The organism is Enterobacter sp. CM29 (assembly GCF_013179605.1).
GTDB lineage: Bacteria > Pseudomonadota > Gammaproteobacteria > Enterobacterales > Enterobacteriaceae > Enterobacter > Enterobacter intestinihominis.
Genome location: NZ_JABMCU010000140.1, coordinates 1 through 11,877, shown reverse-complemented (window position 1 = coordinate 11,877; position 11,877 = coordinate 1). Strand labels below are relative to the sequence as shown.

Genomic DNA, 11,877 nt, shown 5'->3' with positions numbered 1-11,877 from the left:
GTGATTCGTCATTACTGTTCCTTAAACTACCCTTGAACCGATATATGCCATAAGTCGGTGAAAGGGTGTGAGGCAAAAAAAGAAATGTAGCTGCGTATAATAATGAGGGTATTCAAGGTTTTTTAATTTATAAGTGCTGATGGAGGCAATAAAAAGCAAAATCAGATTCTGAACCAGTGTATTCGAAATCCGGCTTCTGTCAGGATAATCAACGGAATACTTATGAGTAAATACAAACTATTTATTTAATGAATTTGATTCGCTCAATTTATTCGTATGAATTATAAATTAAATGAATTGACTTTTTTTGTGCAAAACTAAAACGGGTTATGGTGAATACTTTGACTTACACGACCCTTTAATAACGTTTGATGTCGTATCAACCGTATAAGTAATGAGTAGCAGGCTATGGCGCGTAAAAAGAAAGAAGAGGCTCAAAAGACCCGGCAGCAGCTGATTGAAGCCGCTATCGGGCTATTCGCGACACGTGGCGTGGCTAATACCACGCTTACCGACATCGCCGATGCTGCTCAACTTACTCGCGGGGCGGTTTACTGGCATTTTTCGAGTAAAGCGGAAATATTTAACGCCATCTGGGAACAGCAATTGCCGCTGCGTGAAATGATTCGTGACAGGTTAATACTTTCTGAAAAAGATGACCCTTTGTTAATGCTTCGTGAACAGTTTATTGTCGCGCTGCAATATATTGCGAGCGAGCCACGTCAGTATGCTCTTTTACAAATTCTGTATCATAAGTGTGAATTTCATGACGATGTGATTTCAGAATGTGAAATACGCAAGCGGATCGGTTTAAACGATACTTATCTTCGCAGGACGTTGAGACAATGCGTTGCGCGTAGCATTATTTCTTCCCAAACTAATATTGAACTGGCGCTGATTGTTTTTCACGCATTTTTTAGCGGAGTCATTAAAAACTGGTTAATGGATAGCAACAGTTTTAATCTGTACAAACAGGCGCCGGCGCTGGTGGATAATATTCTTGCGACACTAAATATCACTCGAGTGGCGCCAGTGTTCTACGATACAGCCTCTTGATTGCATACGGGATGGAGACATCTCCCCGTGCTGGCACTGTTCCATAATAGCCTGCGCGGTAATCGGTTTGCCCAGCAGATAACCCTGTAGCGTATTGCATCCCAGTTCTGTCAGAAAGGTCTGCTGCGCTGCGGTTTCGACCCCTTCTGCCACGACCTTCAGATTCAGCGTTTTTGCCAGGGCGATAATCGCCGAGACGATCGTCGCATCTTCACTCTCTCCACTTAACTCTTTTACAAAAGCACGATCGATTTTCAACTCGCAGGCAGGGAGTCGCTTAAGATAAAGAAGGCTTGAATAACCTGTACCAAAATCGTCTATCGAGGCTTTTACGCCCGCATCCGTCAGCGCTGTCAGGACACGAACGCTTTCGTCCGGATTGCTCATCGCCGTGGTTTCGGTCACCTCCAGGATCAACATGCCGGGCGGTACGCTATGGCGCGTCAGACAATCGAGAACCGTTTTAACCAGCGACGGCTGTTCGAACTGCAACGTAGAAAGATTCACCGCCATTGACCAGTCCGTGTGGCCCTGAAGGTGCCATTCTCGCAGCTGGCGGCAGGCCTCGTCGATTACCCAGTTTCCAATTGGAATAATCAGCCCGGTTTTCTCTGCAAGCGGTAGAAACAGGTCGGGGGGCAGTAATCCCTGTTTGGGATGCTGCCAGCGTAACAGCGCTTCGAATCCGATGACCGGCCCGGCAGGGGCGTGGAATTTAGGTTGATAAAGCAGACGTAACTCATTACGGTCGATGGCCTGCCACAGATCATTCATCAGCTGAAGATGCGTCTGCGCCAGCGTATTCATTGACGGCTGAAAGAAGTGATAACCGTTACGACCCATATGTTTCGTGTGGTACATCGCAGCATCAGCGTTAAACATCAGTTCACGATCGGTTTTGCCATCGTGTGGATAGAGCGCAATGCCAATGCTCAGGGTGACCATCAGTTCGTAAGGATCGAGATGGAACGGGCTATCAATGACGCGTACCAGTGAATTTGCCAGTGAGGCAGCATCATCCGGGGTAGTGGTTTCTGCCAGCAGGACGAATTCATCCCCACCGATACGCGCCAGCGTGTACTGACCTTTCAACTGCAACAGCAAACGCTGAGTCACCGCAACCAGAAGATTGTCACCGACATCATGACCATAGGCATCGTTGACGGTTTTAAAGCCATCAAGATCCATAAACATCAGCGCGAAAGGGCTTCCTTCGCGATCGGCCTTGCTGATGGCCTGATCGAGGCGATCCTCAAGCAGAATACGATTGGGTAAGCGCGTCAGCGTATCATGCAACGCCAGCTGTGCGAGTTCACGGTTAGCTTCTGCCAGTGATGAGGCCAGCAGCGAGGTACGAGCCTGAAGGCGGGCATCGAACATCGACACCAGCAGCGTAATCCCCAGAATAGCGAGCGCGACCACGCTAACCAGTATCGCCAGCCAGCTCCCGTTAATACCATGATGGTGGACCATCGTCGACATTGGAAATTGTGCTGCTTCCATGCCGGCGTAATGCATGCCAGCGATAGCGATGCCCATGGTGACCGCCGCCCCCAGCCGCATCAACGCCATTCTTGCAGCTTCCTGACGTAAACGGAACGTCAGCCAAAGAGCGGCCAGTGAAGCGGCAAGGGCTATGCCCACAGAGATAGCCATCCACGTTTTATCCCAGACAATACCCGGAGTGACCTCCAGGGCAGCCATACCGGTGTAGTGCATGGTAACTATGCCTGCACCCATCACGACGGCGCCAGGCAGCAGTCGGCGCAAATGTAGCTGCTCGCCGCTAACGAGCCACAGGGCGAACATTGACGAGCTGATGGCGATAATCATCGAAAGCACGGTCAGGGTCGCGTTGTAACTCATGCTCATGGAAAGATCCATCGCCAGCATACCGATGAAATGCATCGCCCACACGCCAATCCCCATCGAAACTCCGCCACCTGCCAGCCAGACGCGTGCAGCGACGCCCTGGCTTCCGGCAACGCGCGCAGCCATATTCAGCGCGGTATAGGCGGCAAGAATGGCGACAATAAAGGAGATGACGACGAGGATTTGGTTGTATTGGCTAACCAGCATGGTCTGTTCACTCGTTGTGAGACGTTAAGCAAGAGCGGTTGGAAAGGGCACAGACATTATCATCGTCAGGAAATGACGAAAAGTGATTTAAGCCCCTGTTTTTATTGGGTGATAACAGAGGGGTACAGGATGGAAGAGGCTAGTCCAGCTCTGAGCAGTTGACCAGTTTTAGCGGGTTCACGGAATTCATATTGCGACATTTATCGGTTTCGGTGCTCATCAGTTCAATCCACTGCATCAGCAGCGCATCGAAAATGAAAACAGAGACAGCAAAAACGACCAGCCACCAGTATTTACGAATCATGTGTCATTCCGCGAAAAGAGAGCCTGTAAGGTGGTGGAAATATACACGAAAAGCGGGCGTTGAAAAGTGGGGAAGGAGAAGGTTTACAAAGCGTTGACGGTCGCTCATCCGGGCAATAAAAAAGGCGCTTCCCCATGCCGAAGAGCGCCTTTTTAAACAAGCATTTAACTGATTAGTATCAGTTCATGCCGTATTTTTTCAATTTCTTACGCAGGGTACCACGGTTGATGCCCATCATCAGGGCAGCGCGGGTTTGATTACCACGGGTGTATTGCATCACCATGTCCAACAGTGGCTGTTCAACTTCAGCCAGTACCAGCTCATACAGGTCATTAACATCCTGACCGTTCAGTTGAGCAAAATAGTTCTTCAGTGCCTGTTTAACCGAGTCACGCAGGGGCTTTTGAGTCACCTGATCCTGAGAGTTAACGGTAGAAACGGTCAGTACGTCAGAATTTACGCGTTGTTCGAACATAGTTCTGTCAGCTCTTTATTTCATTACGCAAGATTTTCGAAGTATGCCTCCAACGCCTCCAGCTGTTCGCTGGCATCCTCAATGGCGTTGAATGTGCGCCGAAACTGGTCATTTGGAGCGTGCTCCTGGAGATACCAGGATACGTGTTTACGCGCAATTCGGTACCCTTTTGCCTGGCCGTAGTGGTCATGCAGTTCCCGAACATGCGAACAAAGCAAGCGCTTAACCTCTGCCAGAGGCAGCGGGGCAAGCAGCTCCCCAGTGTCCAGATAATGCTGGATTTCCCGAAAGATCCAGGGTCTTCCCTGAGCGGCACGTCCTATCATCAGAGCATCAGCTCCCGTATAGTCGAGCACAGCTCTGGCTTTAAGCGGGTCAGTTATGTCGCCATTCGCGATAATCGGAATGGAAACTTTCTGCTTAACTGCCCGAATGCTGTCGTATTCAGCTTCACCGTTGAACAAACAGGCGCGAGTGCGTCCATGAATGGTCAGGGCCTGAATGCCACAGTCTTCGGCCAGTTGGGCAATCTCTACACAGTTACGGTGTTCCGGCGACCAACCCGTGCGAATCTTCAACGTAACAGGAACGTCCACTGCGCTGACAACCGCCGTCAGGATTGACTTCACCTGGTCGGGGTATTGCAGAAGGGCTGAACCTGCAAGCTTGCGATTCACCTTTTTGGCCGGGCAACCCATATTGATATCAATAATCTGGGCGCCACTTTCCACGTTAATACGCGCGGCATCTGCCATCTCTTCAGGCACGCTTCCGGCAATTTGCACGGTGCGGATACCTGGCTCATCCACGTGCACCATCCGAAGGCGGGACTTGTCGCTTTCCCAAACCTGCGGGTTAGACGACATCATCTCGGAAACGGTTAATCCTGCTCCCATCTCGTAGCACAGCGTCCTGAACGGCCGGTCGGTAATACCTGCCATTGGGGCTGCGATCAGGCGATTTCTAAGCTGGTGGTGTCCGATGCGCATGAGTTAAGAAATGACCATACTGTGACTGCAAGGCGGCGTATATTACGCATTTTTTGCACGAGATGAAAGGCCAAACTTTGAACAATCCTCTGTTGTAGATCAAGGAATCGCCAGTCATTCTTTTCGGATAAGATTATTCGCTATTTAAATCATTGTGTTATGAAGAAATGAACATTTTGTGGGCGCTTACAATTTCCCGTAACTTCTCATCATTTCTGAATAAATGAATCAATTGGCCGGGATAATCTGCTGCGATATGCAGCAGATTATGGCGCTTCTTTGCGATCTGCGTCGCATTTCAGCACAGGATATCAGCGCAAAAAATCGGCTTATTCAACAACCAGACGGCCATGAAGCGGCTGAACCGGGCGGCTGTTTTCGTGGTGCATAGTGTGAGTGAATTTTTGCAGCTGTTCAGCAGAGACGGTCAGCGGATGCTTGAGCACCAACCATGTCACCCCTTCTGAGCACGGTGGTGTGGTCAGGGAGCCGCTAAAACGCCAGTAGGTTTTATCCGCAGGCAGTAATTTATTCATATTGAGGGTTGGCTTAATTGTAACGTTCTGGTCAACCTGCCCTGGCATCACGCCCCAGAGTTTATCCAGTGCAGCGTTTGCCGCGCCCTGATCGAACATAACGGCAACGACCGTCAGTTCGCCGTCAGCGTTTTTATGGACCAGATGCATTTCCATTGCGTATTTTTTACCGTGCACCGTGTTTTCGGATGGCGCATGGAAATGGAACTGCTGTAATGTCCAGGTCTGTTTATCAAGCGTGATGCTGTCGCGTGTATCGGCATTTTCACTCGCCTGGATAGTATGGCCGTTGTTTGTCAGGGTGACCGGGCCGTCGATATAGTGCGTTTCCAGCGGAGAGATGTGAGCTTTGACCGTATTATCAATGTTAACCGGCGACTGATACATCCCGCTTTTACACGTCTTGTACGCCTCGTCCAGTGCGCCCCAGTGTTCCGGTGCGCCTTCTCCTTGATAGCTCCAGTGTGAGGCGTAAGTTGAAGCCGAAATCACGCTCAGCGCCAGCAGCGCTGCCTTGCCTGAAATGTGTTTCATCGTATTCTTCCTGTGAATTTTATTATCCAAATCAATGATTAACATTATGATTTGTGCGGTTATTTTATCGAAGAAAGGATGAAGGGGGGAGAAAAAGCCGAAGGGAAAAGGCGTGGTCAGACGACCACGCCAAAGGCTTATTTTTTACGACCGGTGATGCGACACCACTCTTCTTTCTCGACAACCGGGTCGAGCGCAAAGAGATCGGCGTAGGCTTCACAGACGCTGTCTGCCTGGCTGGCAAGGATACCGGACAGGCCCAGCAGACCGCCTTCAACCGGCAGCACGCTGATTAACGGCGCCAGCTCGCGTAACGGGCCAGCCAGGATATTCGCGACCACCACATCGGCTTTCATGGCCTCTGGCTGTGCATCGGGCAGATACAGTTCAAGGCGATCGGAAACGCCATTACGCTCGGCGTTATCACGGCTGGCCTGAATCGCCTGCGGATCGATGTCGATCCCGATGGCTTTTGCCGCGCCCAGTTTCAGCGCCGCGATAGCGAGGATCCCGGATCCGCAACCGAAGTCGATCACGGTTTTGCCTTCCAGATCCAGGCCATCCAGCCATTGCAGGCACAGGGAGGTTGTCGGGTGGGTACCGGTGCCGAACGCCAGACCCGGATCCAGCATTACGTTGACCGCATTTTCATCGGGAACGTCGCGCCAGCTTGGGCAGATCCACAGACGCTGACCAAACTGCATCGGATGGAAGTTGTCCATCCACTCGCGTTCCCAGTCTTTGTCTTCCAGCTGTTCGATTTTATGCGCGAAACCCGCGCCCAGCAGCGGATGGTTTTCCAGAATCGCCACGACCTCTTTCATGTCGGTTTCTGCATCGAACAGGCCGATAACGTCCGTATCACCCCACAGGCGCGTTTCGCCTGGTAGCGGCTCAAAGACCGGCGTGTCATGCGTGTCCTGGAACGTGATAGAGACCGAACCGGCCTCCATCAGCGCATCACTCAGTTCTTCGGCGTTCGCGCCGGTTGTGTTCAGTTTCAATTGGATCCACGGCATGGCAAAACTCTTTATTTATCAGTAGAAATCAGGGTGGCGGGTGGAACGGGACGGCCAAAACGGTTACCCACCACAAACGCCAGTAAACTTAACAGTAACGAAGGCACGATCGGGTGAAAGCCAAGATACTGAATTTTCAACGTGGCGAGAACGGCATACAGGACGCCCCCGACAATCATGCCGCTTAATGCACCCGCGGCATTCGCGCGTTCCCAGTACAGCCCCAGCACCAGCGGCCACAGGAAAACGGCTTCCAGCCCGCCAAAGGCGAGCAGGTTCAACCAGATGATCATCTCCGGTGGACGCCACGCGGCCAGCAGCAGCAACGCCCCCAGCACCAGGGTAATCACCGCCGACATGCGCTTGAGGCGTCGCTCATTTTCGACCTGTTCAGGGCGCAAATTCAGATAGAGATCTTTAATGATCGTAGCGGAACTTTGCAGCAACTGAGCGTTGATGGTCGACATAATGGCCGCCATGGGTGCGGCGAGGAAAATTCCGGCGGCAAACGGCGGAAGTACTTTCACCATCAGGGTTGGAATGACCAGATCCGGTACGGTAAGGTCAGGGATCACCGCGCGTCCCAGCGCGCCCGCCAGGTGCATACCAAACATCAGGATTGCCACCACAATTGTCCCGATAATAATCCCGCGGTGTACCGCTTTGCTGTCTTTATATGAGATGCAGCGCACGGCGGTATGCGGCAGGCCAATCACGCCAAAGCACACCAGCACCCAGAACGAGGTCATAAAGGTTGGAGAGAGGATGTCATCCGCCCCCTGCGGCGAGACCAGTTTCGGATCGATCGCTTCCAGGGTTTCAACCGCATGGCTCAGGCCCCCTGCGGCATGCACGATACCCACCAGCAGAACGAGAGTGCCAATGAGCATCACCATTCCCTGCATCGTGTCGTTCAGAACGCTGGCACGGAACCCGCCAAACGCGGTGTACAGCGCGATACTCACACCGAAAATGACCAGACCCGTCTCGTAGGGGATCCCGGCTGCCGTTTCCAGCAGACGTGCGCCGCCGATAAACTGCACCGTCATCGCACCAATAAACGCCACCAGCAGACTCAGGCTTGCCAGCCATACCAGCAAGCGACTCTGATAGCGGGCAAACAGCATATCGTTCAGCGTCACGGCATTGTAGCGACGGGCCAGAATGGCAAACTTTTTACCCAGTATGCCCAGAGAGAGCCAGATGGCAGGCAGCTGGATCATGGCCAGCAGTACCCAGCCCAGTCCGTACTTATAAGCGGCGCCCGGGCCACCGATAAACGAGCTGGCGCTGATGTAAGTAGCGGTCAGCGTCATGGCCAGCACGACGCCACCCATTGAGCGGCTCCCGAGGAAATACTCGTTCAGAAAGGTGCCGGTCGAACGTTTACGCATCGCATAAACCGACAGGCCAAACACCAGGAACAGGTAAGCGACAAGCGGCAGAATGACTTCAAGCTGCATCATCGTCCTCCAGGGAGATATCGCGATAGATGAATTTCACCATCGCCCAGCACAGCACAATAAACACCAGCGGCAGCAGCAGGCAGGCCATTTCAAACCAGTGCGGGAGGCCGGTAATGCCAATCGCTGAATCAGGTAAGTAAGCAGTTACTAACCATGCAGCGAGATAGAGAAGGGTCAGCCACAGCGCCCAGCGCGCTTCTTTATGGGCCTGAACAAAACGTTTGTCCATTTTTTGTCCCTTGTGGATGAAGAAAGCGGGGATTGTACATGATGGGGCTTTGCGATCCCCAGAAATAAAAAAGGCCGGATAATCCGGCCTTTTAACAACACTGGTCTCTTACTTCTCGTTCAGACCGAGTTTTTTCTCCAGGTAGTGGATGTTAGTACCACCATTCTGGAAGTGCTCGTCGCTCATGATGCGCATCTGGAGATCTACGTTGGTTTTGATCCCGTCGATGATCAGCTCCTGAAGGGCGTTCTTCATGCGGGCAATGGCCACGTCACGGTTTTCGCCGTAGCAGATCAGCTTACCGATCATTGAGTCATAATACGGCGGTACGGTGTAACCGGCGTAAATATGGGACTCCCAGCGCACACCAAAGCCACCCGGCGCGTGGAAACGCGTGATTTTACCCGGGCTTGGCAGGAAGGTGTTCGGGTCTTCGGCGTTGATACGGCACTCTACCGCATGGCCTTTAACCACAACTTCTTCCTGTTTGATGGACAGCGGCTGACCAGCTGCGATACGCAGCTGTTCTTTGATCAGGTCAACGCCGGTGATCATTTCGGTAACCGGGTGTTCAACCTGAATACGGGTGTTCATCTCAATGAAGTAGAACTCGCCGTTTTCGAACAGGAACTCAAAGGTACCCGCCCCGCGATAGCCGATATCGACACACGCTTTGGCGCAACGCTCACCGATGTAGCGACGCAGTTCCGGCGTAATGCCCGGCGCTGGCGCTTCTTCGACGACTTTCTGGTGACGACGCTGCATGGAGCAGTCACGTTCAGCCAGATAGATCGCGTTGCCCTGACCGTCAGCCAGCACCTGAATTTCGATGTGGCGTGGGTTTTCCAGGTATTTTTCCATGTACACCATGTCATTGCTGAAAGCCGCTTTCGCTTCCGCTTTGGTCATGGAGATGGACTGCGCCAGTTCAGCATCGCTGCGTACAACGCGCATACCGCGACCGCCGCCGCCGCCAGACGCCTTGATGATAACCGGGTAGCCAATGCGTTTAGCATGGGCGCGGTTAGCATCCATATCGTCGGTCAGCGGGCCGTCAGAGCCCGGTACGGTTGGCACGCCGGCTTTTTTCATCGCGGTGATGGCAGACACTTTGTCACCCATCAGGCGAATGGTGTCGGCTTTCGGGCCAATGAAGATAAAGCCAGAGCGTTCAACCTGCTCAGCAAAGTTGGCGTTCTCAGAGAGGAAACCATAACCCGGGTGAATCGCGACCGCGCCAGTGATTTCGGCGGCGCTGATGATCGCCGGGATGTTCAGATAGCTTTTTACGGACGGAGCCGGACCGATACAGACCGTCTCATCCGCCAGCAATACGTGTTTTAAATCGCGATCCGCGCTTGAGTGCACGGCCACGGTCTTGATGCCCAGTTCTTTACAGGCACGAAGAATACGCAGTGCAATCTCGCCACGGTTGGCGATAACAATTTTATCCAGCATGTTCGCCTCGTTACTCGATGACGACCAGCGGCTCGTCAAATTCTACCGGCTGACCACTTTCGACCAGAATCGCTTTCACAGTACCTGATTTGTCTGCTTCGATCTGGTTCATCATTTTCATGGCTTCAACGATGCACAGGGTATCGCCTACGTTGACTTTCTGACCCACTTCGATGAACGCTTTCGCGTCCGGGCTCGGGGTGCGGTAGAAAGTACCAACCATTGGGGAACGTACGATGTGACCACTGATTTCTGCAGCTGCTGCAGGTGCGGCTTCTGCTGCTGGTGCAACGGCTGCGGAGAGCGCAGGCTGCTGCACTGGCGCAGCATAAGCTTGCTGCATTACCGGGAAGCTAGCGGCTGGGGCTGCACGGCTGATGCGTACAGACTCTTCGCCTTCAGAAATTTCCAGTTCGGAGATGCCTGATTCTTCAACCAGCTCGATCAGTTTTTTAATCTTACGAATATCCATGAGTGGGTTCCGTACTCTTGTTTAGTGTGATTGTGACAAGCGTTTTACCGCTGTCTGTAAAGCGTATGAATAGCCGTCTGCACCCAGCCCACATATCACGCCAGCGGCGATATCTGACAAGTAGGAATGGTGGCGGAACGGCTCTCGGGCGTGCACGTTACTCAGATGGATCTCGATAAACGGGATACTCACCGCGAGCAGTGCGTCGCGTATAGCAACACTGGTGTGCGTAAACGCGGCCGGATTGATCAGGATATAGTCCACAGTGTCTTTAGCCTGATGAATACGGTCGATGATTGCGTACTCCGCGTTTGACTGAAAATGGTCCAAATCCACATTCAGCGAGGCTGCTTCCGTACCCAGACGGTTAACAATTTCGCTCAATGTCAGCGTGCCGTACTTCTCTGGCTCACGGGTGCCGAGCATGTTCAGGTTCGGTCCGTTCAATACTAAAATTTGGAATTTGTCAGCCATTGTGCCGCTATCTCCTGCGATTTTCGGGTAAAAAACAACATATACCGTCAACACGCAATTGTCACCCTTTCAGAGGCCAAAAACCCCTGTCCTGAAAACCGAAGTCGCACATTATAACGATTTCGTAGCATTTGGCAGCTAAATACTGGTCTTATCAGGGAAGATTATCAACCGCTATCCGAAAAAGATTCGCGGCTGATAAATAATCTGCGGGAAAACGCACAGTTTCGTGGACTATCGTACCCACTGGCGGAACTTCTTGTAACGCCATGCTAAAAGGGCCAATGCCAGCAGGGTGTAGATGACCGGCTGAGGAGATAATATCTTCACCGACCACAGGTAATGGATGGGCGCAAGGATCGCGACAAGATAGACGAAGTTGTGCAGCAGTTGCCAGCGCCGTCCCATTTTTCGCTGCGCGTACTGCGTGGATGTCAGCGTCAGCGCCAGTAAAACCAGCCAGCTTACGATACCCAGCGTCAAATAAGGACGCGTAACCAGTTCGCTGCCAAGGAGTGCCAGGTTGTTAATGCCCAGTTCCAGCAGGGCGTAACTGGTGAGATGCAGCGTCGCCCAGGCAAAACACCATAGCCCCAAAAGCCGACGGGTACGTATTAGCAATGGCTGTTTAGCGTAGCGCGCAAGCGGTGAGACGAGCAAGGTCGCCAGCAAAAATTTCAGAGCCATCCGACCCGTAAAATGCTGAATATCTTTAGCCGGATCGGCACTGAACTGTCCCTGGCTGGCTGCCCAAAAGAGCCAGATAAAGGGGAGCAATCCGGCTAA

General features: G+C 52.3%; 13 protein-coding genes. 1 reads left to right on the top strand and 12 read right to left on the bottom strand.

What is annotated here, in order from left to right:
- The first annotated feature begins 408 nt into the window (after positions 1-408).
- Positions 409-1,056: an acrEF/envCD operon transcriptional regulator gene (gene envR / locus HP459_RS16300; protein ID WP_022649574.1), complete on the top strand. Its 648-nt coding sequence runs from the start codon at positions 409-411 to the stop codon at positions 1,054-1,056.
- On the opposite strand, the gene HP459_RS16295 is transcribed toward envR, so the two are convergent.
- The 12 genes from HP459_RS16295 to msrQ form a co-directional block, all read right to left on the bottom strand.
- Positions 1,009-3,135 (bottom strand): bifunctional diguanylate cyclase/phosphodiesterase, encoded by a 2,127-nt coding sequence (locus HP459_RS16295; RefSeq protein ID WP_171936488.1) that lies wholly within the window; start codon positions 3,133-3,135, stop codon positions 1,009-1,011. The genes envR and HP459_RS16295 overlap by 48 nt on opposite strands.
- A 139-nt stretch (positions 3,136-3,274) precedes the next feature.
- Positions 3,275-3,439 (bottom strand): DUF2556 family protein, encoded by a 165-nt coding sequence (locus HP459_RS16290; protein ID WP_003860373.1) that lies wholly within the window; start codon positions 3,437-3,439, stop codon positions 3,275-3,277.
- A gap of 178 nt (positions 3,440-3,617) precedes the next feature.
- Positions 3,618-3,914 carry a DNA-binding transcriptional regulator Fis gene (gene fis / locus HP459_RS16285; RefSeq protein ID WP_000462905.1) on the bottom strand — a complete coding sequence of 99 codons (297 nt, stop codon included), beginning with the start codon at positions 3,912-3,914 and terminating at the stop codon, positions 3,618-3,620.
- A gap of 23 nt (positions 3,915-3,937) precedes the next feature.
- Positions 3,938-4,903, bottom strand: a complete 966-nt coding sequence (gene dusB / locus HP459_RS16280; RefSeq protein WP_006812176.1) for a tRNA dihydrouridine synthase DusB — start codon at positions 4,901-4,903, stop codon at positions 3,938-3,940.
- A 329-nt stretch (positions 4,904-5,232) separates the two neighbouring features.
- A complete protein-coding gene (locus tag HP459_RS16275; RefSeq protein ID WP_171936487.1) occupies positions 5,233-5,973 on the bottom strand; it encodes a carbonic anhydrase in 741 nt (246 codons plus the stop codon).
- 137 nt (positions 5,974-6,110) lie between these two features.
- On the bottom strand, positions 6,111-6,992 hold the full coding sequence (gene prmA, locus HP459_RS16270; RefSeq protein WP_022649571.1) for a 50S ribosomal protein L11 methyltransferase: 882 nt from the start codon (positions 6,990-6,992) through the stop codon (positions 6,111-6,113).
- Between the two features lie 11 nt (positions 6,993-7,003).
- Complete coding sequence (gene panF / locus HP459_RS16265) at positions 7,004-8,455, bottom strand: sodium/pantothenate symporter (RefSeq protein ID WP_022649570.1); 1,452 nt, start codon at positions 8,453-8,455, stop codon at positions 7,004-7,006.
- Positions 8,445-8,687 (bottom strand): YhdT family protein, encoded by a 243-nt coding sequence (locus tag HP459_RS16260; protein WP_022649569.1) that lies wholly within the window; start codon positions 8,685-8,687, stop codon positions 8,445-8,447. Before HP459_RS16260 ends, panF begins: the two co-directional genes overlap by 11 nt.
- A 108-nt stretch (positions 8,688-8,795) precedes the next feature.
- Positions 8,796-10,145, bottom strand: a complete 1,350-nt coding sequence (gene accC, locus HP459_RS16255; protein ID WP_003860388.1) for an acetyl-CoA carboxylase biotin carboxylase subunit — start codon at positions 10,143-10,145, stop codon at positions 8,796-8,798.
- A 10-nt stretch (positions 10,146-10,155) separates the two neighbouring features.
- Entirely contained in the window at positions 10,156-10,617 is a 462-nt protein-coding gene (gene accB, locus HP459_RS16250; protein WP_010436174.1) for an acetyl-CoA carboxylase biotin carboxyl carrier protein, read from the bottom strand.
- A gap of 21 nt (positions 10,618-10,638) precedes the next feature.
- Positions 10,639-11,091, bottom strand: coding sequence for a type II 3-dehydroquinate dehydratase (gene aroQ, locus HP459_RS16245; RefSeq protein ID WP_022649568.1), 453 nt, complete (start codon positions 11,089-11,091; stop codon positions 10,639-10,641).
- 234 nt (positions 11,092-11,325) lie between these two features.
- On the bottom strand, positions 11,326-11,877 hold a 552-nt coding region (gene msrQ, locus HP459_RS16240; protein WP_253939647.1), incomplete at its 5' end, for a protein-methionine-sulfoxide reductase heme-binding subunit MsrQ.